This window comes from Rhodobacter sp. SGA-6-6, from assembly GCF_011043545.1.
In the GTDB taxonomy this organism is placed as follows: Bacteria; Pseudomonadota; Alphaproteobacteria; order Rhodobacterales; family Rhodobacteraceae; genus Pseudogemmobacter.
The window spans coordinates 37,636-61,962 of sequence record NZ_JAAKGP010000015.1 but is presented as its reverse complement, the minus strand read 5'-3'; the positions used below and the strand labels follow the sequence as shown (position 1 = coordinate 61,962).

Annotated in this window: 26 protein-coding genes; 21 read left to right on the top strand and 5 right to left on the bottom strand. The window is 68.0% G+C overall.

Translation table 11 applies throughout. The features are described 5' to 3' along the window. Positions 1–53: 53 nt before the first annotated feature. The 16 genes from G5B31_RS18570 (at position 54) to G5B31_RS18495 (ending at position 14,544) form a co-directional block, all read left to right on the top strand. Positions 54–305 carry a hypothetical protein gene (locus G5B31_RS18570; RefSeq protein WP_165019711.1) on the top strand — a complete coding sequence of 84 codons (252 nt, stop codon included), beginning with the start codon at positions 54–56 and terminating at the stop codon, positions 303–305. Then, entirely contained in the window at positions 302–2,311 is a 2,010-nt protein-coding gene (gene nuoG, locus G5B31_RS18565) for an NADH-quinone oxidoreductase subunit NuoG (protein ID WP_165019710.1), read from the top strand. Before G5B31_RS18570 ends, nuoG begins: the two co-directional genes overlap by 4 nt. A 4-nt stretch (positions 2,312–2,315) precedes the next feature. After that, the gene (locus G5B31_RS18560) at positions 2,316–2,717 is read left to right on the top strand and encodes a hypothetical protein (protein ID WP_394352143.1); all 402 of its coding nucleotides are present in this window, start codon (positions 2,316–2,318) and stop codon (positions 2,715–2,717) included. A 10-nt stretch (positions 2,718–2,727) separates the two neighbouring features. Then, a complete protein-coding gene (gene nuoH / locus G5B31_RS18555) occupies positions 2,728–3,762 on the top strand; it encodes an NADH-quinone oxidoreductase subunit NuoH (protein WP_165019709.1) in 1,035 nt (344 codons plus the stop codon). A 3-nt stretch (positions 3,763–3,765) separates the two neighbouring features. After that, positions 3,766–3,996 carry a hypothetical protein gene (locus G5B31_RS18550; protein WP_165019708.1) on the top strand — a complete coding sequence of 77 codons (231 nt, stop codon included), beginning with the start codon at positions 3,766–3,768 and terminating at the stop codon, positions 3,994–3,996. After that, entirely contained in the window at positions 3,996–4,490 is a 495-nt protein-coding gene (gene nuoI, locus G5B31_RS18545) for an NADH-quinone oxidoreductase subunit NuoI (RefSeq protein WP_165019707.1), read from the top strand. Before G5B31_RS18550 ends, nuoI begins: the two co-directional genes overlap by 1 nt. Positions 4,491–4,508: 18 nt before the next feature. Further along, positions 4,509–4,919, top strand: coding sequence for a carboxymuconolactone decarboxylase family protein (locus tag G5B31_RS18540; RefSeq protein WP_165019706.1), 411 nt, complete (start codon positions 4,509–4,511; stop codon positions 4,917–4,919). Next, positions 4,916–5,506, top strand: a complete 591-nt coding sequence (locus tag G5B31_RS18535) for an NADH-quinone oxidoreductase subunit J (RefSeq protein ID WP_165019705.1) — start codon at positions 4,916–4,918, stop codon at positions 5,504–5,506. The genes G5B31_RS18540 and G5B31_RS18535 overlap by 4 nt, the downstream gene beginning before the upstream one ends. Before the next feature lie 96 nt (positions 5,507–5,602). Then, positions 5,603–5,908: an NADH-quinone oxidoreductase subunit NuoK gene (nuoK, locus tag G5B31_RS18530; protein ID WP_165019704.1), complete on the top strand. Its 306-nt coding sequence runs from the start codon at positions 5,603–5,605 to the stop codon at positions 5,906–5,908. A gap of 4 nt (positions 5,909–5,912) precedes the next feature. Further along, the gene (locus G5B31_RS18525; protein ID WP_165019703.1) at positions 5,913–6,092 is read left to right on the top strand and encodes a hypothetical protein; all 180 of its coding nucleotides are present in this window, start codon (positions 5,913–5,915) and stop codon (positions 6,090–6,092) included. Continuing rightward, positions 6,093–8,252, top strand: coding sequence for an NADH-quinone oxidoreductase subunit L (nuoL, locus tag G5B31_RS18520; RefSeq protein WP_165019702.1), 2,160 nt, complete (start codon positions 6,093–6,095; stop codon positions 8,250–8,252). Positions 8,253–8,270: 18 nt separating this feature from the next. Then, the gene (locus G5B31_RS18515; RefSeq protein ID WP_165019701.1) at positions 8,271–9,833 is read left to right on the top strand and encodes an NADH-quinone oxidoreductase subunit M; all 1,563 of its coding nucleotides are present in this window, start codon (positions 8,271–8,273) and stop codon (positions 9,831–9,833) included. Between the two features lie 10 nt (positions 9,834–9,843). Beyond that, complete coding sequence (gene nuoN, locus G5B31_RS18510) at positions 9,844–11,286, top strand: NADH-quinone oxidoreductase subunit NuoN (RefSeq protein WP_165019700.1); 1,443 nt, start codon at positions 9,844–9,846, stop codon at positions 11,284–11,286. A 19-nt stretch (positions 11,287–11,305) separates the two neighbouring features. After that, entirely contained in the window at positions 11,306–12,007 is a 702-nt protein-coding gene (locus G5B31_RS18505) for a biotin--[acetyl-CoA-carboxylase] ligase (protein ID WP_165019699.1), read from the top strand. A gap of 90 nt (positions 12,008–12,097) precedes the next feature. Beyond that, positions 12,098–12,871, top strand: coding sequence for a type III pantothenate kinase (locus tag G5B31_RS18500; protein ID WP_165019698.1), 774 nt, complete (start codon positions 12,098–12,100; stop codon positions 12,869–12,871). Beyond that, entirely contained in the window at positions 12,868–14,544 is a 1,677-nt protein-coding gene (locus tag G5B31_RS18495; protein ID WP_165019697.1) for a ribonuclease J, read from the top strand. Before G5B31_RS18500 ends, G5B31_RS18495 begins: the two co-directional genes overlap by 4 nt. 67 nt (positions 14,545–14,611) lie before the next feature. Here G5B31_RS18495 and G5B31_RS18490 read toward each other — a convergent pair whose 3' ends face one another. From G5B31_RS18490 to G5B31_RS18475, 4 genes are all read right to left on the bottom strand, one after another. Next, positions 14,612–16,192 (bottom strand): DEAD/DEAH box helicase, encoded by a 1,581-nt coding sequence (locus G5B31_RS18490; protein ID WP_165019696.1) that lies wholly within the window; start codon positions 16,190–16,192, stop codon positions 14,612–14,614. 131 nt (positions 16,193–16,323) lie between these two features. Next, on the bottom strand, positions 16,324–17,094 hold the full coding sequence (locus G5B31_RS18485) for a hypothetical protein (RefSeq protein ID WP_165019695.1): 771 nt from the start codon (positions 17,092–17,094) through the stop codon (positions 16,324–16,326). 86 nt (positions 17,095–17,180) lie between these two features. Further along, positions 17,181–18,779, bottom strand: a complete 1,599-nt coding sequence (locus tag G5B31_RS18480) for a peptide chain release factor 3 (RefSeq protein WP_165019694.1) — start codon at positions 18,777–18,779, stop codon at positions 17,181–17,183. 93 nt (positions 18,780–18,872) lie between these two features. Beyond that, complete coding sequence (locus tag G5B31_RS18475) at positions 18,873–19,883, bottom strand: Hint domain-containing protein (RefSeq protein WP_165019693.1); 1,011 nt, start codon at positions 19,881–19,883, stop codon at positions 18,873–18,875. Positions 19,884–20,098: 215 nt separating this feature from the next. On the opposite strand from G5B31_RS18475, the gene G5B31_RS18470 reads away from it, so the two are divergent. Together G5B31_RS18470 and G5B31_RS18465 are read left to right on the top strand one after the other, a co-directional pair. Continuing rightward, positions 20,099–20,878, top strand: coding sequence for an SDR family oxidoreductase (locus G5B31_RS18470; RefSeq protein ID WP_165019692.1), 780 nt, complete (start codon positions 20,099–20,101; stop codon positions 20,876–20,878). A gap of 69 nt (positions 20,879–20,947) precedes the next feature. After that, on the top strand, positions 20,948–22,027 hold the full coding sequence (locus G5B31_RS18465; protein ID WP_165019691.1) for an ABC transporter ATP-binding protein: 1,080 nt from the start codon (positions 20,948–20,950) through the stop codon (positions 22,025–22,027). A 52-nt stretch (positions 22,028–22,079) separates the two neighbouring features. Here G5B31_RS18465 and G5B31_RS18460 read toward each other — a convergent pair whose 3' ends face one another. Continuing rightward, positions 22,080–22,433 carry a YafY family protein gene (locus G5B31_RS18460; protein ID WP_165019690.1) on the bottom strand — a complete coding sequence of 118 codons (354 nt, stop codon included), beginning with the start codon at positions 22,431–22,433 and terminating at the stop codon, positions 22,080–22,082. 166 nt (positions 22,434–22,599) lie between these two features. Between G5B31_RS18460 and G5B31_RS18455 the strand changes: the two genes are divergently transcribed. From G5B31_RS18455 to tatC, 3 genes are read left to right on the top strand one after another with little or no spacing between them, the layout of a single operon-like run. Next, positions 22,600–22,818: a twin-arginine translocase TatA/TatE family subunit gene (locus tag G5B31_RS18455; protein ID WP_165019689.1), complete on the top strand. Its 219-nt coding sequence runs from the start codon at positions 22,600–22,602 to the stop codon at positions 22,816–22,818. Between the two features lie 25 nt (positions 22,819–22,843). Continuing rightward, positions 22,844–23,404, top strand: a complete 561-nt coding sequence (gene tatB / locus G5B31_RS18450) for a Sec-independent protein translocase protein TatB (protein ID WP_165019688.1) — start codon at positions 22,844–22,846, stop codon at positions 23,402–23,404. Further along, complete coding sequence (gene tatC, locus G5B31_RS18445; RefSeq protein ID WP_165019687.1) at positions 23,401–24,300, top strand: twin-arginine translocase subunit TatC; 900 nt, start codon at positions 23,401–23,403, stop codon at positions 24,298–24,300. The genes tatB and tatC overlap by 4 nt, the downstream gene beginning before the upstream one ends. The last annotated feature ends 27 nt before the right edge of the window (positions 24,301–24,327 follow it).

The window sequence follows — 24,327 nt, the reverse complement described above, 5'->3', positions numbered from 1 at the left end:
GGGGGGCCTCTGGCCCCTTGCGGACGTCTCGGGCGTCAAGGCGGAGTAGGACGATGGGCGAGACCGAGAACAACGTCGTGCTGCGGCTCCTGCGGGAAATCCGCTCCCAGCAGGTCGAGGACGGGCGGCGCCTGCAGCGCGTCGAGCGGCGGGTCGACGAGTCGCACGATGCCGTCGTGACCGCGATGGGGGTGGCCGGGGTCGCGCAGGTGGCGACCGAACGGCATGGCGAAGGCATGGACGAAATCCGCGACGAGATTGCGGCGTTGAAGCGCCGGGTGCAGGAACTGGAAGCTCGCAAATGACCAACCTCAAGAAGATCAACATCGACGGCATCGAGGTCGAGGTGGATGGCGCGATGACGATCATCCAGGCGGCCGAGGTCGCCGGGGTGGAAATCCCGCGCTTCTGCTACCATGAGCGGCTGTCCATCGCCGGCAACTGCCGGATGTGTCTGGTCGAGGTCGTCGGCGGCCCGCCGAAGCCCGCGGCCAGCTGCGCGATGCAGGTGCGCGACCTGCGGCCCGGCCTGAACGGCGAGGCGCCGGTGGTCAAGACCACCTCGCCGATGGTGAAGAAGGCCCGCGAGGGCGTGATGGAATTCCTGCTGATCAACCACCCGCTGGATTGCCCGATCTGCGACCAGGGCGGCGAATGCGACCTGCAGGACCAGGCCATGGCCTATGGCGTGGACTTCTCGCGTTACCGCGAGCCGAAGCGGGCCTCCGAGGACCTGAACCTCGGCCCGCTGGTCGAGACGGCGATGACGCGCTGCATCTCCTGCACCCGCTGCGTGCGTTTCACCACCGAGGTGGCGGGGATCACCCAGATGGGCCAGACCGGCCGCGGGGAAGACGCCGAGATTACCAGCTACCTGAACATGACGCTGGATTCCAACCTGCAGGGCAACATCATCGACCTCTGCCCGGTCGGCGCGCTGACCTCGAAGCCCTATGCCTTCACCGCCCGGCCCTGGGAACTGACCAAGACCGAAAGCATCGACGTGATGGATGCGCTCGGCTCCAACATCCGCGTCGACACCAAGGGGCGCGAGGTGATGCGGATCCTGCCGCGCAACCATGACGGCGTGAACGAGGAATGGATCTCGGACAAGACCCGCTTCATCTGGGACGGGTTGCGCCGCCAGCGGCTGGACACGCCCTATATCCGCGAGAACGGCCGGCTGCGCAAGGCCGGCTGGGGCGAGGCGCTGGCCGCCGCCGCGGCGGCGATGACGGGGAAGAAGGTGGTCGGCCTGGTCGGCGACCTGGCTCCGGTGGAGGCCGCCTACAGCCTGAAACTGCTGGTCGAGGGGCTGGGGGGCCATGTCGAATGCCGCACCGACGGCGCGCGGCTGCCCATCGGCAACCGCTCGGCCTATGTCGGCACCGCCCGGATCGAGGACATCGACACGGCGAAGACCATCCTGCTGATCGGCACCAATCCCCGCATCGAATCCCCGGTGCTGAACGCCCGCATCCGCAAGGCCTGGGCTAACGGCGCGCAGGTCGGGCTGATCGGCGAGGCGGCGGACCTGACCTACGACTACAAGCACATGGGCAGCGACCGTGCAGCCCTGGTCGATCTGGTCGGCCGGGTGACCGAGAAGCCCGACACGCTGGTCATCGTCGGCCAGGGTGCGCTGAACGAGGCGGATGGCGAGGCCGTTCTGTCGCAGGCCATGGCCTATGCAGCGGGGGCGGGCGGCAAGCTGCTGGTGCTGCACACCGCCGCCGCCCGCGTCGGTGCGATGGACGTGGGCGCCTGCACCGAAGGCGGGCTGGCCGCCGCCACCGAGGGCGCGGAGGTGATCTACAACCTCGGCGCCGACGAGGTGGAGATCGCGCCCGGCCCGTTCGTGATCTACCAGGGCAGCCACGGCGACCGCGGCGCCAACCGCGCCGACATCATCCTGCCGGGCGCGGCCTATACCGAGGAGAACGGCCTCTTCGTCAACACCGAGGGCCGGCCGCAGCTGGCGCTGCGCGCGGGCTTCGCGCCCGGCGAGGCCAAGGAGAACTGGGCGATCCTGCGGGCGCTGTCGGCGGAACTCGGGGCGCAACTGCCCTGGGACTCGCTGGCGGGGCTGCGGACGGCGCTGGTGGCGGCGCATCCGCATCTGGGCCGCATCGACGAGGTAGCCGAGAACGCCTGGCAGCCGCTGCCGGTGAAGGTGCCGGCCAAGGCCAGCTTCCGCAATGCGATCAAGGACTTCTACCTGACCAACCCCATCGCCCGCGCCTCGGCGGTGATGGCCGAGCTGTCGGCCATGGCCAAGGCCCGCGCGGCGCAGCCGCTGGCGGCGGAGTAGGCCGATGCCGAACCGTCTTCCCAGCAGCCTGATGATCGCCGCGGCCGCGGCGGTCGGGGCTTGCGCGGGGGGGCAGGAGGTGTCACAGGGTCCGCGCGCTCCGTCCTATCTGGGGATCGAGACGATCCTCCTGGACGGCGACATGGTGAACTTCCGCGTCGCCATGACCGGCGCCCGGGACGAGGCCGATGTCGAGACCTACGGCCGCTGCGCGGCGGCCCAATATGCGCTGATCCGGGGCTTCGGATTCGCGCGCCACGTGCGGACGCAGGTGGCGAAGACGAAAGAGACCTGGCGGGGGGATGCGGTCTACCTCATCTCGGCCGCGCTGCCGCGGGGAACGCGCACGATCGACGCCGAGGTGACGGTGCGGGACTGCGGGGAACTGGGCATACCGACGGTGTAAGGGACGGAACATGAGCTTCTTCGACACGACCCTGGGGACGGCCATCCTGATCGCGGCGCAAAGCCTGCTGATCGTGGCCTTCGTGATGCTGTCCCTCCTGTTCCTGGTCTATGCCGACCGCAAGGTCTGGGCCGCGGTGCAGATGCGGCGGGGGCCGAACGTGGTGGGGCCCTGGGGCATCCTGCAGTCGGTGGCCGACGCGCTGAAATACGTGGTGAAGGAGATCGTGATCCCGGCCGGCGTCGACCGCCCGGTGTTCTTCCTGGCGCCGATGCTGAGCTTCGTGCTGGCGATCCTGGCCTGGGCGGTGATCCCCTTCGACAGCGGCTGGGTGCTGGCCGACATCAACGTCGCCATCCTCTTCGTCTTCGCGGTGTCCTCGCTGGAGGTCTACGGCGTGATCATGGGCGGGTGGGCGTCGAACTCCAAATACGCCTTCCTCGGGTCCCTGCGGTCCGCGGCGCAGATGATCTCCTACGAGGTCAGCCTGGGCCTGATCATCATCGGCATCATCATCTCGACCGGCAGCCTGAACTTCTCGGCCATCGTCGGGGCGCAGGACACCGGCTACGGGCTGTTCGGCTGGTATTGGCTGCCGCACCTGCCGATGGTGGTGCTGTTCTTCGTCTCGGCGCTGGCCGAGACCAACCGCCCGCCCTTCGACCTGCCCGAGGCGGAGTCGGAACTGGTCGCGGGCTTCATGGTGGAATATTCCTCCACCCCCTACCTCTTGTTCATGGCCGGCGAATACATCGCCATCTTCCTGATGTGCGCGCTGATCAGCCTGCTGTTCTTCGGCGGCTGGCTGTCGCCGATCCCGGGACTGGCCGACGGCTGGTGGTGGATGGTGGCGAAGATGTGGTTCTTCTTCTTCATGTTCGCCATGGTGAAGGCCATCGTCCCCCGCTACCGCTACGACCAGCTGATGCGGATCGGCTGGAAGGTGTTCCTGCCGATGTCCATCGGCTGGGTGGTGATCGTGGCCTTCCTGGCCAAGTTCGAAGTGCTCGGCGGCTTCTGGGCCCGCTGGGCGGTGGGGGGCTGAGCGATGGGGCAGAGCGTCGACAACCTGGTGCTGGAGCAGCTGCGGCTGATCCGCGAGGACCTGAAGCGCATGGATGTGCGTTTCGATGAACTGGAAGCCAACATGCGTGCGGAATTCGACGACGTGAAATCCGAACTGCACGGTCACACGATGATGATCTTCGGATTGAGCAACGTGATCGGTCAGATCGACAAGCGTGTCGAGCATGTCGAAGAGAAGCTGGGGATCAAGTGATGGCCAACATCGACTGGAACCGCGCCACGCGCTATTTCCTGATGGTGGATTTCATCAAGGGCTTTGCCCTTGGGATGCGCTATTTCTTCGCGCCGAAGCCGACGCTGAACTATCCGCACGAGAAGGGGCCGCTGTCGCCCCGCTTCCGCGGCGAACATGCGCTGCGCCGATATCCGAACGGCGAGGAGCGCTGCATCGCCTGCAAGCTGTGCGAGGCGGTCTGCCCCGCGCAGGCGATCACCATCGATGCCGAGCCGCGCGAGGACGGCAGCCGCCGCACCACCCGCTATGACATCGACATGACGAAATGCATTTACTGCGGCTTCTGCCAGGAGGCCTGCCCGGTCGATGCCATCGTCGAAGGCCCGAACTTCGAGTTTTCCACCGAGACCCGCGAGGAGCTGTTCTACACCAAGGACAAGCTGCTGGCGAACGGCGCGCGGTGGGAGGCCGAGATAGCCCGCAACCTCGAACTCGACGCGCCCTATCGCTGAACAAGGGGTGAGCCAGGGATGACCGAAGCCTACACCAGGATGATCCAGCAGATGATGGAAAGCGGGCAGGAGATGCTGCGCGCCTTCAACCCGGCGCTGGAGAACGTCCAGATGCCGGGTCTCGACAAGATGTTCCCCACCATGTCGAAGGACATGATGGAGATGTGGTTCGGCAAGACCTTCAACCGCGAGGGGCTGGACGCCAAGACCCGGCTGTTCCTGACCCTGGCCGCGCTGACCGTGCTCGGCGCGCAGGCCGAGCCGCAGATCAAGGCCACCGTGCGCCATGCGCTCGAGGCGGGCGCCACGGAACGCGAGATCGCCGAGGTGATCTGGCAGATGAGCATGTTCGGCGGCCTGCCCGCCATGCAGAAGGCGCTGGAACTGGCGCAGGGCGTCTTCGCCGAGAAGAAGGAAGGCACAGCATGACCGTGGCCGATTTTGTCTTTTACCTCTTCGCGCTGGTGACGGTGGCGGCGGGGCTGATGGTGACGGTGGCAAGGAACCCGGTGCATTCGGTGCTGTGGCTGATCCTGGCCTTCCTGTCCTCGGCCGGGCTCTTCGTCCTTCTCGGGGCGGAGTTCGTGGCGATGCTGCTGATGATCGTCTATGTCGGCGCCGTCGCGGTGCTGTTCCTCTTCGTGGTGATGATGCTGGACATCGACTTCGCCGCGCTGAAGGGCGAGATGGCGCGCTACATGCCGCTGGCGCTGCTGATCGGGGTGGTGCTGATCATGCAGTTGGCCATCGGCCTGGGCGCCTGGGGCGAGGTGCAGCGCTCCACCGCGCTGGACGGGGTGGACAATGCCCGCGCGCTCGGTCTGCTGATCTACGACCGCTATATCTACCTGTTCCAGGCGGCGGGGATGATCCTGCTGGTCGCCATGATCGGGGCGATCCTGCTGACGCTGCGGCACAGGAAGGACATCAAGCGGCAGAACGTGCTGGCCCAGATGTGGCGCGACCCGGCCAAGGCGCTGGAACTGAAGGACGTGAAGCCGGGGCAGGGGCTCTGACAGCGATTTCCGCGTGGGACAATCGCACCGGACTTCGCGCGAAGGCCGGGCTGACAACGGAAAGACAACGGGCATCAGACCCGGAGGGAACGAGAGATGGTGGGACTTGAACATTACCTGACGGTGGCGGCGGCGCTGTTCGTCATCGGCATCTTCGGGATCTTCCTGAACCGGAAGAACGTGATCGTCATCCTGATGTCGATCGAGCTGATGCTGCTGGCGGTGAACATCAACCTCGTCGCCTTCTCCTCCTTCCTCGGCGACCTGACCGGGCAGGTCTTCACCATGTTCGTCCTCACTGTCGCCGCGGCCGAGGCCGCCATCGGCCTTGCCATCCTCGTCGTCTTCTTCCGCAACCGCGGCACCATCGACGTGGAAGACGTCAACGTGATGAAGGGCTAGGGCCATGGCCGTGCGGGTGGGGGACACCAATGTCTTCGGGATGCGCGTGACGGCCCTGCAGGGCCGCATGGTCGATCTCGAATGCGAGAACTGCCGCGAGAGCGGGTCCGTCAAGGCGGACGAATTCCAATCGACGCGCTGCGGGTCCGCCCGTTGCGCCTCCAGCCAGGGCAGGACCGAGTAAATGGCGACGATCATCCTCTTCGCACCTCTGATCGGGGCCATCATCTGCGGCTTCGGCTGGCGGATCATCGGCGAGAAGGCGGGCCAAGTGCTGACCACCGGCGCGGTCTTCCTGGCGGCGATCCTCAGCTGGGTCATCTTCCTGACCTTCGACGGCGAAACCCAGCACATCACCATCCTGCGCTGGATCGAATCCGGCACGCTGGGGTCGGAATGGGGCATCCGGCTGGACCGGATGACGGCGATCATGCTGGTGGTGGTGAACTCGGTGTCTGCCTTGGTCCACCTCTATAGCTTCGGCTACATGGCGCATGACGAGAACTGGCGCGAGGGCGAGCATTACAAGGCCCGCTTCTTCGCCTATCTGTCGTTCTTCACCTTCGCCATGCTGGCGCTGGTGACCTCGGACAACCTGGTGCAGATGTTCTTCGGCTGGGAAGGGGTGGGCGTCGCCTCCTACCTGCTGATCGGCTTCTACTACCGCAAGCCTTCCGCCAATGCCGCCGCGATCAAGGCCTTCGTGGTCAACCGGGTCGGCGACTTCGGCTTCGCGCTCGGCATCTTCGGGCTTTACTACCTGACCGACAGCATCCGCTTCGACGATGTCTTCGCCGCCGCCCCGGCGCTGGCCGAGACCGAGCTGCGCTTCCTCTGGGCCGACTGGAACGCCGCCAACCTGATCGGGGTGCTGCTGTTCGTCGGCGCGATGGGGAAATCGGCGCAGCTGTTCCTGCACACCTGGCTGCCGGACGCGATGGAGGGACCGACCCCGGTGTCGGCGCTGATCCACGCCGCGACCATGGTGACGGCCGGGGTGTTCCTGGTCTGCCGGATGTCGCCGCTCTATGAATATGCGCCCGATGCCAAGACGATGATCGTCGTGATCGGCGCCACCACCGCCTTCTTCGCGGCGACCGTGGGCCTGGTGCAGAACGACATCAAGCGGGTGATCGCCTATTCGACCTGTTCGCAGCTCGGCTACATGTTCGTGGCCGCCGGGGTGGGCGTCTATCCGGTGGCGATGTTCCACCTCTTCACCCATGCCTTCTTCAAGGCGATGCTGTTCCTCGGCGCCGGCTCGGTGATCCATGCCACCCATCACGAGCAAGACATGCGCAACTATGGGGGCCTGCGGAAGAAGATCCCGCTGACCTTCTGGGCGATGCTGATCGGCACGCTCGCCATCACCGGCGTCGGCATCCCGCTGACCCATTGGGGTTTCGCCGGCTTCCTGTCGAAGGACGCGGTGATCGAAAGCGCCTGGGTCGGGTCCTCCTATGCCTATATCCTTCTGGTCGTGGCGGCCTGCTTCACCAGCTTCTACTCCTGGCGGCTGATGTTCCTGACCTTCTACGGCGAAAGCCGCGCCCATGGGCACGGCCATCACGGGCACGATGACCACGGCCACGACGATCACGGCCATCACCACGAGCCGCACGAAAGCCCGGCGGTGATGCTGGTCCCGCTGGGGGTGCTGGCGCTTGGCGCGGTGTTCTCGGGGATGCTGTGGTATGGCGTGTTCTTCGGCGACGAGGCGAAGATGCGCAGCTGGTTCGGCATGGAAGCCGCCGCCCATGCCACCGAGCATGGCGACGATCCCGCTGCCGCCGAGGGCGACCACGCTGCCGCCCCGGCGGAAGGCGAGGCGATCGCCGCCGAGGGCGAGGCCGCCCCGGCCGCGGACCACGCCGCCGCCCCGGCCATCGCACCGAAGGGCGCGATCTTCCTGCACCCGGACAACCATGTCATCCACGAAGCGCACGAGGCGCCGAAATGGGTGAAGGTCTCGCCCTTCGTCGCCATGCTGATCGGCTTCGCCCTGGCCTGGCTGTTCTACATCCGCCGCCCCGACCTGCCGCGGCGCCTGGCGGCGCAGCAGCGCCCGCTCTACCTGTTCCTCCTGAACAAGTGGTATTTCGACGAGCTCTACGACTGGATCTTCGTCCGCCCGGCCAAGGCCATCGGCCGCTTCCTGTGGAAGAAGGGCGACGGCTCGGTGATCGACGGCACCATCAACGGCGTGGCGATGGGGATCGTTCCCTTCTTCACCCGCCTCGCCGGCCGGGCGCAGTCCGGCTATCTCTTCCACTACGCCTTCGCCATGGTGCTGGGGATCGTGATCCTCGTCACCTGGATGGTGCTTTCTGGCGGCGCCGGGTAAGGGCGGGACCGAGCAAAAATGGAACAACAACTCCTCTCGATCATCACCTTCCTGCCGCTGGTGGCGGCGGTCATCATGGCGCTGTTCATGCGCGGCGACGATGCCGCCGCGCAGATGGGCGCCAAGCGGCTGGCGCTGTTCACCACCACCGCGACCTTCCTGGTCTCGCTGTTCCTGCTGGCCGGCTTCGATCCGTCGAACACCGGCTTCCAGTTCGTGACCGAGCGGGAATGGATCCTGGGCCTGACCTACCGGATGGGGGTGGACGGCATCTCGATCCTGTTCGTGATGCTGACCACCTTCCTGATGCCGATCGTGATCTGGTCCTGCTGGGACGTCACCGCCCGGGTCAAGGACTACATGATCGCCTTCCTGGTGCTGGAGACCCTGATGCTGGGCGTCTTCACCGCACTTGACCTGGTGCTGTTCTACCTGTTCTTCGAGGCCGGGCTGATCCCGATGTTCCTGATCATCGGCATCTGGGGCGGCAAGGACCGCATCTACGCCGCCTTCAAGTTCTTCCTCTACACCTTCCTCGGCTCGGTGCTGATGCTGGTCGCCATGATCGCGATGTATCGCGCAGCGGGCACCACCTGCATCGGCGGCTGCGGCGACGGCAATGTGGCGCTCCTGACGCACGAGTTCTCGTCCGAGACCCTGTCGCTGATGGGCTTCCAGATCACCGGCGGCCTGCAGACGCTGCTGTTCCTGGCCTTCTTCGCCAGCTTCGCGGTGAAGATGCCGATGTGGCCGGTCCACACCTGGCTGCCCGACGCCCACGTCCAGGCGCCGACCGCCGGGTCGGTGGTGCTGGCGGCGATCCTGCTGAAGATGGGCGGCTACGGCTTCCTGCGCTTCAGCCTGCCGATGTTCCCGGTGGCGTCCGACCTGCTGGCGCCGCTGGTGTTCTGGATGTCGGCTATCGCCATCGTCTACACCTCGCTGGTGGCGCTGGTGCAGAGCGACATGAAGAAGCTGATCGCCTATTCCTCGGTCGCGCACATGGGTTATGTCACCATGGGCATCTTCGCGGCCAACCAGCAGGGTATCGACGGCGCGATCTTCCAGATGCTGAGCCACGGCTTCATCTCCGGCGCCCTCTTCCTTTGCGTCGGCGTGATCTACGACCGGATGCACACCCGCGAGATCGACGCCTATGGCGGTCTGGTGAACCGGATGCCCGCCTATGCGCTGGTGTTCATGTTCTTCACCATGGCCAACGTCGGCCTGCCCGGCACCAGCGGTTTCATCGGCGAGTTTCTGACCCTGATGGGCATCTTCCAGGTCAACACCTGGGTGGCCGCGGTGGCGACCTCGGGCGTGATCCTGTCGGCGGCCTATGCTCTGTGGCTCTACCGCCGGGTCGTCTTCGGCGACCTTATCAAGGAGGCGCTGCGCACCATCTCGGACATGACCGGGCGCGAGAAGGCGATCTTCGCGCCGCTGATCGCGATGACGCTGATCCTCGGCGTCTACCCCAGCCTTGTCACCGACATCATCGGCCCGTCCGTCTCGGCGCTGATCACCGACTACCACGCCTCGCTTCCGGCCGCCGACGCGGCCGGGCTGGCGCTGCACTGAGGACCGGAATATGAGCGCAGTTCCCGATTACGTCATCGTCCTGCCCGAGATCGTGCTTGGGATCTGGGCCATGGCCGCGCTTCTGCTGGCGGTCTACACCGGCAAGGATCGGCTGGCGGTGACGCTGACCTGGGCCACGGTGGGCCTTTTCGTCGCGCTGGCGCTGTGGATCGGCCTCGGCGGGCAGGGTGACCGACTGGCCTTCGGCGGCATGTTCATCGACGACCCCTTCGCCCGCTTCGCCAAGGTGACCGTCCTCCTCTCCGCCGCCGCGGTGCTGGCGATGAGCCAGGACTACATGTCCCGCACCGGCCTCCTGCGGTTCGAGTTCCCGGTGCTGGTGGCGCTGGCCGTGCTCGGCATGATGATGATGGTCTCGGCCGGCGACCTGATGGCGCTCTACATGGGGCTGGAGTTGCAGTCGCTGGCGCTTTACGTCGTCGCCGCCATGCGCCGCGATAGCGTGAAATCCACCGAGGCCGGGCTGAAATACTTCGTCCTCGGCGCGCTGTCCTCGGGCCTGCTGCTTTACGGCGCCTCGCTGGCCTATGGCTATGCCGGCACCACGCTCTTCTCCGGCATCATCGCCAAGCTGGGCGCGGATGTGCCGGTGGGCCTGCTGATCGGTCTGGTGTTCATGCTCTCGGGCCTGGCCTTCAAGGTCTCCGCCGCGCCCTTCCACATGTGGACGCCGGATGTCTACGAGGGCTCGCCCACGCCGGTCACCGCCTTCTTCGCCACCGCGCCCAAGGTCGCCGCCATGGCGCTGATCGCCCGGCTGGTGCAGGACGCCTTCGGCGCCATCCCCGGCCAGTGGGGACAGGTGCTGGCGGCGCTGTCGGTGGTGTCGATGTTCCTCGGCGCCGTCGCCGCCATCGGCCAGACCGAGTTCAAGCGGCTGATGGCCTATTCCTCGATCGCCCACATGGGCTATGCGCTGATCGGCCTGGCGGTCGGCACCGCCTATGGCGTGCAGGCGACGCTGATCTACATGGCGATCTACGTCACCATGAACGTCGGCACCTTCGCCTTCATCCTGTCGATGGAGCGGGACGGCCGCCCGGTCACCGACCTGGCCTCCCTGAACCAGTTCTCGAAGAAGGAACCGCTGAAGGCGATGGCGCTGCTGGTGCTGCTGTTCAGCCTGGCCGGGGTGCCGCCGATGGTGGGCTTCTTCGGCAAGTTCTACGTGCTGAAGGCGGCGGTGGACGGCGGCATGGTCTGGCTGGCGGTGGCCGGCGCGGTGGCATCGGTCATCGGCGCCTTCTACTACCTGCGCATCGTCTACTACATGTATTTCGGCAGCGGCGACGACCCGGCCGACAGCCGGATGGACCCGGTGCAATGGGTGATGCTGATGGCGGCGGCGGCGGTGATGCTGCTCGGCGTGATCAACCTCTTCGGCATCGAAGGCTCGGCGGCGGTGGCGGCGCAGGCCCTTGTCCAGAAGTGACGGCGGGCCGGGCCGGCTGATGCTGGCTTCGGTTGACAGCACCAATGCCGAGGCCTTCCGGCAGGCCCCGTCGCTGACGGGGCCGCTGTGGATTCTGGCGGCCGAGCAGACGGCGGGGCGGGGACGCCGTGCGCGGCCCTGGACCTCGCCGCCCGGCAATTTCCACGGCACGCTGGCGATGCGGGTGGCGGAGCCGCCGGCGCAGGTGGCGCTGCGCAGCTTCGTGGCCGCGCTGGCGCTGCGCGACGCCTTCGTGGCGCTGACCGGCCTGCCGGAGTCCTTCGCGCTGAAATGGCCGAACGATGTCCTCCTGAACGGCGGCAAGGTGGCGGGAATCCTGCTGGAGGCCTCGGGCGACATCCTCGCCATCGGCATCGGCGTCAACCTGATCGCCGCGCCGCCGGCCAGCGCCGTCGAGCCCGGCGCAGTCCCCCCGGTCGGCCTGCTGCAGGAGACCGGCCTGCGGATCACCCCCGAGGGGTTCCTGAACGCCCTCGCCCCCGCCTATGCCGCCCGCGAGGCCGCCTTCGCGCAGGGCGGCTTCGCCGCGCTGCGCCCCGACTGGCTGGCCCATGCCGCCCGGCTGGGCAAAAGGATCACAGCCCGCACCGGCACCGACACCCGCGAGGGCATCTTCGAGACGGTGGACGCGACCGGCAACCTGATCCTGCGCACCGCCAGCGCCACCCTTGCCATTCCCGCCGCCGAGGTGTTCTTCTGACCCCGCGCCATTTCACCTTGGCCGAAATACTCCACGGGGGTCCGGGGGTGTGAAACCCCCGGTCCCGCGGCCGAAACCCGAGAGACGCCCATGCTTCTTGCCATCGACTGCGGCAACACCAACACCGTCTTCTCGATCTGGGACGGCCGGCAGTTCCTCGCCACCTGGCGCATCGCCACCGACCACCAGCGCACCGCCGACGAATACTACGTCTGGCTCTCCAGCCTGATGAAGCTGACCGGGACCGAGGCGCATGTCACCGAGGCGATCATCTCCTCCACCGTGCCCCGGGTGGTGTTCAACCTGCGCGTGCTCTGCAACCGCTATTTCGACTGCCGGCCGCTGGTGGTGGGCAAGCTGGACTGCCGCCTGCCGGTGGCCCCCCGTGTCGACCAAGGCACCACGGTCGGCCCCGACCGGCTGGTGAACACGGTCGCCGGCCATGCCCGCCACGGCGGCGACCTGATCGTGGTCGATTTCGGCACCGCCACCACCTTCGACGTGGTGGACGAGGACGGCGCCTATGTCGGCGGCGTCATCGCGCCCGGGGTGAACCTGTCGCTGGAGGCGCTGCACATGGCCGCCGCCGCGCTGCCGCATGTCGACGTGACCAAGCCGGCGAAAGCTATCGGCACCAACACGGTCGCCTGCATGCAGTCCGGCGTCTACTGGGGCTATGTCGGCCTGATCGAGGGCATCGTGCGCGAGGTCCGCCGCGAACGCCCGCGGCCCTCGAAGGTCATCGGCACCGGCGGGCTGGCCGCGCTGTTCGCCCAAGGCACCGACATCTTCGATTCCATCGAGGACGACCTGACGATGCACGGTCTCGTCCTCATCAACGACTTCAACAAGGAAACCGCATGAGCAAGGATCGCCTGATCTATCTGCCCCTGGGCGGCGCCGGCGAGATCGGCATGAACTGTTACGTCTACGGCTACGGCGCGCCCGGGAAGGAGCGGCTGATCCTCGTCGACATGGGGGTGACCTTCCCCGACATGGACGGCGCCCCCGGGGTGGATGTGATCCTGCCCGACATCGCCTGGCTGGAGGAACGCGTCGACCGGCTGGAGGCGATCTTCATCACCCATGCGCATGAGGACCATATCGGCGCGCTCGGCCTCCTCTGGCCGAAGCTGAAGAAGAAGGTCTACGCCCGCCGCTTCACCGCCACCATCGGCCGGCTGAAGCTGGAGGAAGAGGGGCTGCCGCTCGACGCCATCACCACGGTCGAGGCGCGGCCCGCGGTGGTGGAGGCCGGGCCGTTCAAGGTGCAGTTCGTGCCGGTCGCCCATTCGATCCCGGAAAGCGCCGCGCTGATCATCGACACCCCGGCGGGCCGCGTCGTCCATTCCGGCGACTTCAAGCTGGACCGCAGCCCGGTGGTGGGCGAGCCCTGGGACGATGCCGGATGGGAGGCCATCGCCGCCGAGCGCCCGGTGAAGGCGCTGATGTGCGATTCCACCAACGTCTTCTCGCCGCATCAAGGCCGGTCCGAGGCAACGCTGGCCGGGCCGCTGGCCGAGCTGATCGCCAGGGCGCCGGGGCTGTTCGTCGCCACCACCTTCGGCTCGAACGTCGCCCGGCTGAAGACGCTGGCGGAAGCCGCCCGCGCCGCCGACCGCTCGATCTGCGTGCTCGGCCGGTCGATGAAGCGGATGCTGGCGGCGGCCGAGGAGACCGGCGTGCTGCAGGGCTTCCCCCGCGTGGTGACGCCGGAGGAGGCGCTGGAAATCCCCCGCCGCAACCTGATGCTGCTGGTCACCGGCAGCCAGGGCGAACGGCGGGCGGCCAGCGCTGCGCTGAGCCGCGGCAGGTATCTGGGCTTCGAGATGAAGGCGGGCGACAGCTTCCTGTTCTCCAGCCGCACCATCCCCGGCAACGAACGCGGGGTGATCCGGATCTGGAACGCCTTCTCCGAGATGGGCGTGACGGTGATCGACGACATGAACGGTCTCTACCACGTCTCCGGCCATGCCAACCGGCCGGACCTGGAGCATGTCCACCGGCTGCTGCTGCCCGACATGCTGGTGCCGATGCATGGCGAGCACCGCCATCTGTCCGAACATGTCCGCATCGCCCACGAGGCCGGGATCGCCGCCGCGGTGGCGGTCAACGGCACCATGCTGGACCTGACCGGCGAGACCCCGGCGGTGGCGGAGTATATCGAGACCGGCCGGGTCTATCTGGACGGCACGGTGCTGATCGGTGCGCTGGACGGGGTGATCCGCGACCGCATCCGCATGGCGCTGAACGGCCACGCGCTGGTGACGGTGATCCTGGACGAGAACGACGACCCGATGGGCGAGCCCTGGGTGGAGTTGATGGGCCTGACCGACCAGGGCAAGGGCGGGCGTCTGCTGAACGAGACCATGGAGGCCGATCTCGCCGACTACATGGAGCGTGCGGGCCGCAAGGTGCTGCGCGACGACGACCGGCTGGAGGAGGAAATCCGCAAGGTCGTCCGCCAAGTGGCGATGGAGGAGATCGGCAAGAAGCCCGAGGTGACGGTGGTGGTCAGCCGCCTGGTCGCCGAGTAGCCGATTTTTCGACGAAAAATCGGGGCCTTGCGGCCAGAAAAGGGAAGGGGGCCGCAAGGCCCCCTTTTCAGTTCTCGCTTTCGGTCGCGGCCTCGTCCGCCGGCTCCGCCTCTTCGACCGGGGCGGCCTTCAGCGCGAAGCTGCGGGTCAGGAAGTCCGGCACATGGTCGCCCAGGCCGACCACGGAGGGCCCGTCGTCGCGGCGGTCGCGGGGCGGACGGCGGTCTTCGCGGCCCTGTTCCCGACCGGAGTCGCGCCGCTCCTCGCGGCGTCCGCTGCGGCGATCCTCGCGCGGCTCGGCCCGGCGGTCCTCGCGGGGCTCCTCGCGCCGCGGTTCCGGCGCGGCTTCGGCCACCGGGGTCAGCGGCTGCATCGGCGCCTCTTCGCCATGCGGCTTGGGCTTGCGCTCGCGTCTGTCGCGCTCGCCGTCGCGGCTGCGTCCGCGCGGGCTGCGCTCTTCCCGCGGCGGGCGGTCGCTGCCGGCGCTGGCGAGGTCCAGCCCCTCGGGCAGCGGCGCCCGCGGGATTTCCAGCTTCACCAGCGATTCGATGGCGGCGAGGTATTTCGCATCCGTCGGCACCGCGATGGTGAAGGCCTTGCCCAGACGGCCGGCCCGGCCGGTGCGGCCGATGCGGTGGACGTAATCCTCGGGGTGCGAGGGCACGTCGAAGTTGAAGACATGGCTGACCGCCGGGATGTCCAGCCCCCGCGCCGCCACGTCCGAGGCGACGAGGATATGCAGCGTGCCGTCGCGGAAGGCGTCCAGCGTCTTCATCCGTTCCGACTGCGCCAGGTCGCCATGGATCGGCGAGGCGTTGAAGCCGTGCGATTTCAGCGACTTCGCCACCACGTCCACATCCATCTTGCGGTTGCAGAACACGATGGCATTGGTGCAGGCCTCGCCCTCGGCCGCGATCAGCGCGCGCAGCACGGCGCGCTTCTCGGTGAAGCTGCGATCCTTGCGGGTGGGGGTGAAGGAGACCAGCCCCTGCGTGATCGTGGTCGAGGCGGTGGCCTGACGGGCGACCTCGATCTTGGCGGGGTTCGACAGGAAGGTGTTGGTGATCCGCTCGATCTCCGGCGCCATGGTGGCGCTGAAGAACAGCGTCTGCCGGGTGAAGGGGGTCAGCTGGAAGATGCGCTCGATGTCGGGGATGAAGCCCATGTCGAGCATCCGGTCGGCCTCGTCCACCACCATGATCTGCACGCCGGTCAGCAGCAGCTTGCCGCGCTCGAAATGGTCCAGAAGCCGGCCGGGGGTGGCGATCAGCACGTCGACGCCGCGGTCGATCAGCTTGTCCTGCTCGCCGAACGACACGCCGCCGATCAGCAGCGCCTTGGTCAGCTTGGTGTGCTTGGCATAGATCTCGAAGTTCTCGGCCACCTGGGCGGCCAGTTCGCGCGTCGGCGCCAGCACCAGCGACCGCGGCATCCGCGCCCGGGCACGGCCCTGGCCGAGCAGGGTGATCATCGGCAGCGTGAAGCTCGCCGTCTTGCCGGTGCCGGTCTGGGCGATGCCGAGCACATCGCGGCCGGCAAGCGCATGGGGGATGGCCTGGGCCTGGATCGGCGTGGGGGTCTCGTAGCCGGCTTCGGAGACGGCTTGCAGCACGCGCGGGTCCAGCGCGAGGTCGGAAAATTTGGTCATCAGCGTCCTGTCATGGCGGGATCGGCCCGCACGAAGAAAAGGGACGCTGGCTTCATGGCGCCCCGCGGATCGGGCCTTTTGGCCCATATTGCGCGATACAGGATCGGCCCGGGGCGGTCAAGGCAGGACACCTATCCGGCCGCGGCGGCCCGTCTTGCGGCCTTGTCGGCGCGGAGGGCACGCAGGTCCTCGCGCATCAGGCCGATGCGGCGGAAGAGGCCGCGCGGATCGTCGTTCAGCATCTGCAGCAGGTGGCAGGCGATGCGGCCGGCGACGGGCTCGTCCCGCGCCATCTGCCAGACCTGCGCCAGGAGGTTGATGTCGAGGCCGCCCGAGAGCAGCGAGAAGGCGGGCATGTCCAGCGGCAGCGCCGCACGGGACTTGCGGAGGGTCCTGAAGGCGCGGTCGGGCGGCAGGCCGGAATAGAGCCGCTCGAACTCGTAAAGCTTCATCAGCGAGAACAGCATGTTCATCGCCAGCCCGACCCGGCGCTGGTCCTCGGTCCGGCCGTGGTCGCCGAAGGTGATCACCGAGGAGATCAGCCAGCGCGGCGGCAGTTCCGCCAGCAGCGCCTCGGCCTCCTCGGTCCAGATGCGGCGGAACAGGCGGGCGGCCGGATGCGGGGCGCGGGTCTTGCGCAGATGGGCGATCAGCAGGGCGTTCAGCGCCGCAAGCTCGGAGAAGCCCGCCAGTTCGCGCCGGATCTCGTGCCGTTTCAGCGCATGGGCCGAGGCGGGCTCGGGCGGTTCTTCCCGCGCGGGGACGCGGGCGGAAAGCAGCGCCTTCAGGTCCGTGTCCAGCGGCGGCAGCCCCTCGCCCCGCGCGCCGCGCAGCGGGCGGCGGCGCAGGTTCCAGGTCTCGATCAGGCTGTCGGGCGCGCCGGGGTAGGTGGGGTCTGACATCATGCCTCCGGCGGCGAGTCTGGGCGCGGCGCAAGGGATTGGCAAGCCGCTTCGCCCGTCGCTTCCCGGGCGAGGAGGCGCAGGGATCAGGCCATCATCTCCTTGGTGGCCGTCAGCTTCGCGCCGGGGTAGTCGCGCTGCACCCGGTCGATGTCCCATTGCAGCCGGGTCAGGAACACCAGGTCGCCGTCGGAATCGGTGGCGATGTGCTGCTTGTTGACGTTCACCAGCTTCTCGATCTCGGCCTTGTCGCCGGAGATCCAGCGGGCGGAGGTGAAGTTCGACCCCTCGAAGCGCACGGGAATCTGGTATTCCTGCTCGATCCGGCTGGCCAGCACGTCGAATTGCAGCGCGCCGACCACGCCGACGATGAAGCCCGCGCCGATCATCGGCTTGAACACCTTGGCTGCGCCCTCCTCGGCGAATTGCATCAACGCCTTTTCCAGGTGCTTGGCCTTCATCGGGTCGGTGGCGCGGATGTTCTGCAAGAGTTCCGGCGCGAAAGAGGGGATGCCGGTGAAGCGCAGGGTCTCGCCCTCGGTCAGCGCGTCGCCGATGCGCAATTGGCCGTGGTTGGGGATTCCGATGATGTCGCCGGCCCAGGCCTCTTCCGCCAGTTCGCGGTCGGCGGCAAGGAACAGCACCGGGTTGGTCACCGCCATCGGCTTCTTCGTCCGCACATGGGTCAGCTTCATCCCGCGCTCGAAATGGCCGGAGGCGAGGCGGACGAAGGCCACGCGGTCGCGGTGCTTGGGGTCCATGTTGGCCTGGACCTTGAAGACGAAGCCCGCCACCCGCGGCTCGCCGGCATCGACCTGACGCTCGGCCGCCTTCTGCGGCTGCGGCTCGGGGCCGTAGGCGGCGATGCCCTCCATCAGTTCCTTCACCCCGAAGGAGTTGATGGCGGAGCCGAACCAGATCGGTGTCATCGCGCCGTGCAGGAAGGCGGAACGGTCGAAGGCGGGCAGCAGTTCGCGCGCCATCTCGACCTCTTCCCGCAGCTTCTTCAGCAGGTCGGCGGGGATGTGGTCGGCCAGTTTCGGATCGTCCAGCCCCTCCAGCTTGACCGATTCCGCCACCTTGTTGCGGTCGGCGCGGTCCATCAGCTCCAGCCGGTCGTTCAAAAGGTCGTAGGCGCCGAGGAAGTCGCGGCCCTGGCCGATCGGCCAGGAGGCGGGGGTGACGTCGATGGCCAGGTTCTCCTGGATCTCGTCGATGATCTCGAAGGTGTCGCGGGCCTCGCGGTCCATCTTGTTGCAGAAGGTCAGGATCGGCAGATCGCGCAGGCGGCAGACCTCGAACAGCTTGCGGGTCTGGCTTTCCACCCCCTTGGCGCCGTCGATCACCATGATCGCCGCATCCACCGCGGTCAGGGTGCGGTAGGTGTCTTCCGAGAAATCGCTGTGGCCGGGGGTATCGACCAGGTTGAAGCGGTAGCGGCCGAAGTCGAAGGACATGGCCGAGGCGGAGACCGAGATGCCGCGGTCCTGCTCCAGCTTCAGGAAGTCCGACCGCGTGCGCCGCGCCTCGCCCTTGGCGCGGACCTGGCCGGCCATCTGGATCGCGCCGCCGAACAGCAGGAACTTTTCGGTCAGCGTGGTCTTGCCGGCGTCGGGGTGCGCGATGATCGCGAAGGTCCGGCGGCGGGCGATTTCCGAGGGGAGGGTGGGGGCGTTGTCCAGCATGGCGCGCCTTCTAGCGGGATTGCCGCGGCGCGTCCACGGGGCACGAGGTTTCGCCGAAAACTCGGAATCGCGGATTTTCGGCGAAAATCCGGGCTAGCGCCGCCGCTGGCGCCGCGCGGGGGCGTAGAGCGCGCCGGGGCCGACCTGCGACAGGAACTGCCGCCCGGCCTCGGTGCCGAAATGCTGCACCTGGGCGAGGCCGGGGAAGCGGGCCTGCACCTCGGCGGCGATCTCGGGCGGCAGGCGGCTGACGGTGGCGTCGTTCACCATCAGGCTTTCGGCGGGGATGCCCTCGGCATAGACGATCTCGTGCCGGTCGAAGACCAGGGAGAAATACTCCACCGCGCCGCCCTCGCGGATGAAGACGTTCTCGTCGTCGACCAGATGCTTGGCCTGCACCAGCAGTTCCGAGGTCGGCAGGCCGGGGATGCGCTTCCTTTGGTAAAGGAACATCCGGTGGTGCTGGCTGACGATCAGGTCGCCGGAATTGCCCAGGGTGCCGGCCAGGATCACCACCGGGGCGAAGGCGCCATGGGCGCGCAGGGTGGCGCGGCCGAGAAGGCGCAGCGGCTGGGGCCCGTGGTCGCGGGTCAGCACCTTGTCGCCGGGACGGAGCGTCTCGATCGGCTTCTGCGCCCCGGTCGCCAGGGTGATCAGCGTGCCGCGGGCGAAGGAGACGCACATCAGGTCGGAGAGCCGGGTCTCCTCCGGCGCGGTCTCGACCTTGACCAGCGTGTAGTCGGCCCGTGCCGACAGCGGCGACAGCGGCAGGACGTAGAGCTGGCCGGAGACCGGCAGCAGCAGCAGCTCCACCTTGTCGCCGTCGGGCGACATCAGCGTGTAGCGGGCGGCCATCCGCACCACCTCGCCCGGGGCGCCGACGGCGGAGCCTTCGGCGATCTGCGGCTCCACCCCCGCCACCGGGCGGGTCATCACCAGCCGCAGCGGCCGGGCGGCGGCGTCGAGTTCGTAGATGTCGCCCTCCAGCACGTCGCCGGGCAGGCCGAGCCCGTCGCCGGTGTTGACGCCGATGGTGACATAGATGTCCTCGGCCGCGAAAAGCTGGCAGGCGTGGCCGGGAGGCGGAGTGACGGAGGCGGACATGGCGGTCGGCAGACTCTGATGAAGGACGGGGCGAAGGCCCCCACCTTCGGTGGCCGGACCGTAGCAAAGGATGACGGCGGGGGTCAAACCCGGCGGAGCCGGCAATGCCCGGCCGGAAACGCAAGCCGCGGAAGGCGGCGATTGTTGCATCGGCGGCATGGGGTTTCCCGCGGACGTTGTGCCCGCTAGGCTGGGGCAAACGGGCGGAGGGCATCATGGATCTGGGAATTCGCGGCAGGAAGGGAATCGTCTGCGCGGCCTCGAAGGGACTTGGGCGCGGCTGTGCCGAGGCATTGGCGGGGGCGGGCGTCGATCTGGTGATCTGCGCCCGCGGCGCCGAGGCGCTGGAGGCGACGGCCGAAGACCTGCGCAAGGCCGGGGTGAAGGTGACCGCGGTGGCGGCCGACATCACCACCGAGGAGGGCCGCGCGGTGGTGCTGGCGGCGGCGGGGGACGAGGCCGACATCCTGGTCACCAATGCCGGCGGGCCGCCGCCGGGGATGTGGAGCGACTGGGGCCGCGAGGATTTCGTCCGGGCGCTGGACGCCAACATGCTGACGCCGATCGCGCTGATGCAGGCGGTGCTGCCGGGAATGATGACGCGCGGCTGGGGCAGGGTGGTCAACATCACCTCTGTCTCGGTGAAGGCGCCCGTCCCGGTGCTCGGCCTGTCGAACGCGGCGCGGGCGGGGTTGACCGGCTTCGTCGCCGGCACCGCGCGGCAGGTGGCGGGCAGGGGGGTCACCATCAACAACCTCCTGCCCGGCATCCATGCCACCGACCGGGCGGTGGCGCTGGACCAGGGCGTGGTGCGGGCGAAGGGCATCTCCTACGAAGAGGCGCAGGCCGAGCGGATGGCGACCATCCCCGCCGGCCGCTACGGCACACCCGAGGAATTCGGCGCCGCCTGCGCCTTCCTCTGCTCGGCCCATGCCGGTTTCATCGTCGGGCAGAACATCCTGCTGGACGGCGGTGCGACCAATCTTTCCATGTGACCCCCTCCGCCTTGCGGCCCGCGGCGCGGGCTGCTACCGCAATCCCCGAGCGTTTTGCAAAGGTTTGCGATGGCGGAGACCCCCCCCCGGCTGGAAGCCACCGGACTGACCCGCGCCTTCGGCGGCCGGCCGGTGGTGGAGGATGTGGCGCTGCGGGTGGCGGCGGGGCAGGTGACCTGCCTTCTGGGCCCCTCGGGCTGCGGCAAGTCCACCACCCTGCGCATCGTCGCCGGGGTGGAGACGGCGGATGCGGGCGAGGTGCGGATCGACGGAAGGCCGATGGCGGGCCCCGGCCTGCACCTGCCGCCCGAGCGCCGCGGCGTCGGCATGATGTTCCAGGACTTCGCGCTGTTCCCGCATCTGACGGTGGCGGCCAATGTCGGCTTCGGCCTGGCCGGCGACAAGGCGGCGAAGGCGCGGCGGGTCGGGGAGCTGCTGGAGCGGGTGAACCTGTCCGGCTTCGCCGCCAAACATCCGCACCAGCTGTCGGGGGGCGAGCAGCAACGGGTGGCGCTGGCCCGGGCGCTGGCGCCGCGGCCGAAGGTGATGCTGATGGACGAACCCTTCTCGGGCCTCGACAACCGGCTGCGCGACGGCATCCGCGACACCACGCTGGAGATCCTGAAGGAGGAAGGCACCGCGGTGGTGCTGGTGACGCACGAGCCGGACGAGGCGATGCGGATGGCCGACGAAATCGCGTTGATGCGCGGCGGAAGGATCGTGCAGCAGGGTGCGCCCTACAATGTCTACAACGCGCCGGTGGACCGGGCGGCGGCGGCTTTCTTCAGCGATGTCAACGTGATCCGCGGCATCTCGAAGGGGGCGCTGACCGCGACGCCCTTCGGCGACTTCCTGACCCCCGGTCATGCCGACGGGGCGGCGGTGGAGATCGTGATCCGGCCGCAGCACCTGAAGATCGACTTCGACCGCGGCGGCCGCGGCCCGCTGCCGACGCCGCAGGAGGGCACGCCGGCCCGCGGCACGGTGATGCGGGCGCGCTATCTGGGCCGCGAGAGCCTGGTCGATTTCCGCATGGACTGCGACGGGTCGAAACTGACCGCCTCGGTCCCCGGGGTGTTCCTGCCGAAACCGGGCACGGTGCTGTGGCTGATGATCCGGCGCGACAGGTGCTTCGTCTTCCCGGGTTGACGGGTTTTCGTCGAAAACCCGGAAAGGCACGATTTTTCGACGAAAAATCGGGTCACCCTTCCTCCGCGATCCCCGCCTGCGGCAGCAGCGTCGCCACCTTGGCCAGGAGGCTGCGGGCGGCGCGGGCGCGGGCCGGGTCGGTCGCCTCGATGTGGCGCAGCCCGTGGGTCAGCGCGTCCAGCTCGGCCTCGGTCAGCATCGTCGGCGGCAGCATCAGCGGCGAGCGCAGGATATAGCCCAGGCCGCGCTCCCCCGTCACCGGCAGCCCGGTCTCCGCCGCCATCGCCATGTCGCGCCAGATCGTGCGGGGCGAGACCCCGAGCCGCGCGGCCAGCTCGGCCGCGGTGTGCAGCTTGCCGTCGCGCAGGATCTGGATCAGGTCGTAGAGGCGGGCGTCGCGTTTCATCCATCGGCTCCGGCGGCGGGGCGAACCCCGCCCTACTGACAAAATACTGTCAGTTGAGACGGGGCGGCAAGGGGGTTGGGGCTTGGAACGCCGCCGCCGCAGGGTCTATCTGGGGGCAGTTCTGGACAAGGCCCCGGGGATGGGGCGCGGGGAATGGAGGTCTTCCATGTTGAACAATATCGGTCTGCCCGGTCTTCTGCTGATCGCGGTCGTGGTGCTGGTCCTCTTCGGGAAGGGCAAGGTGTCCTCGCTGATGGGCGAGGTCGGCAAGGGCATCACCGCCTTCAAGAAGGGCGTCTCCGACGGCACCAAGGAGATCGAGGATGCCAAGGTCGATGCCGCCAAGGACGTGACGCCGGCCGAGGCCGAGAAGGAAAAGGTCTGAGCGGCGCCGCGGGCGGAGGCGAGAGATGGATTTCAGCTGGTCCGAGCTTCTGGTCGTCGGCATCGTCGCGCTGGTCGTGATCGGCCCGAAGGACCTGCCCGGCATGTTCCGCGAACTGGGCCGCTTCACCGCCAAGCTGCGGGCGATGGGGCGCGAGTTCAGCCGGGCGATGGAGCAGGCGGCGCAGGAAACCGGCGTCAAGGACGTGGCGGAGGACCTGAAGAAGGCCACCAGTCCGAAGGCGATGGGGCTGGATGCGGTGAAATCCGCCGCCGACCGCTTCGAGAAATGGGACCCGATGAAGACCAAGGTCACCAAGCCCGCCGCGGCAACGGCGGCTGCGGCAACGGCGGCTGCGGCCGCTCCGGCGGAAGCCGCGGCCCCGGCTCCGACCCCGGCGATGGGTCCCGCCACCGCCGCGCTGGCCGAGAAGCAGGCCGCCCGCAAGGCGGTGGCGCAGGAGGCGGCCGAGAAGCTGCGCAAGGCCGCGGCTCCGGCGCCGGAGGCTGAGCCCGCCCCGGCCCCGGCGAAGAAGCCCGGCCGCACCCGCAAGAAACCCGCAACACCGGACGGCGAGACGGCATGAGCGCGAAGGACGAGATCGACGACAGCTCGGCCCCGCTGGTCGAGCATCTGGCGGAACTGCGCAACCGGCTGATCTGGTCGGTGCTGGCCTTCATCGTGGCGATGCTGGCCTGCTTCGTGGTGGCGGACCCGATCCTGGACTTCATGCTGAAGCCGATCGAGAACGCGATGCGGGCGCTCGGCAACCCGCATCCTGTGATGCAATACACCGCGCCGCAGGAGTATTTCTTCACCCTTGTGCATATCTCGGTGGTGGCCGGGCTGATGCTCAGCTTCCCGGTGATCGCCTACCAGCTGTGGCGCTTCATCGCCCCGGGCCTCTACCGCAGCGAGAAACAGGCCTTCCTGCCGTTCCTGATCGCCTCGCCGGCGCTGTTCCTGCTGGGCGCGGTGTTCTCGCACTACGTGGTGACGCCGATCGCCATGACCTTCTTCCTCGGCTTCGCCGACAGCTATTCGGTGCTGGCCGCGGTGTTCCCCGGCCTGGCCGACGTGCCTGCGGGCGAGGCGGTGACGGTTGCCCCCGCCGCCAGCACCGAAGGCATCGAGATCGTCTTCCAGGGCAAGGTCAACGAGACGCTGGACATCAGCCTGAAGCTGATCATCGCCTTCGGCCTGTGCTTCCAGCTGCCCGTCCTGCTGACGCTGATGGGCAAGGCCGGGATCGTCTCGGCGCGCGGGCTGGCCGGGATGCGGCGCTATGCCATCGTCATCATCCTGATCGTGGCCGCCATCGTCACCCCCCCGGACGTGATGAGCCAGCTGATCCTGTTCTTCGCCGTCTATCCCCTGTATGAGGTTTCCATCTTCCTGATCCGCCGGATCGAGAAGCGGCGCGAGGCCGAGCTGAAGGCCGAGGGCCTTTGGGACGAGGAAACCGACGGAGAGCAGGGGTGACTGCCCCGGCCGAGACTTGAGACTGGA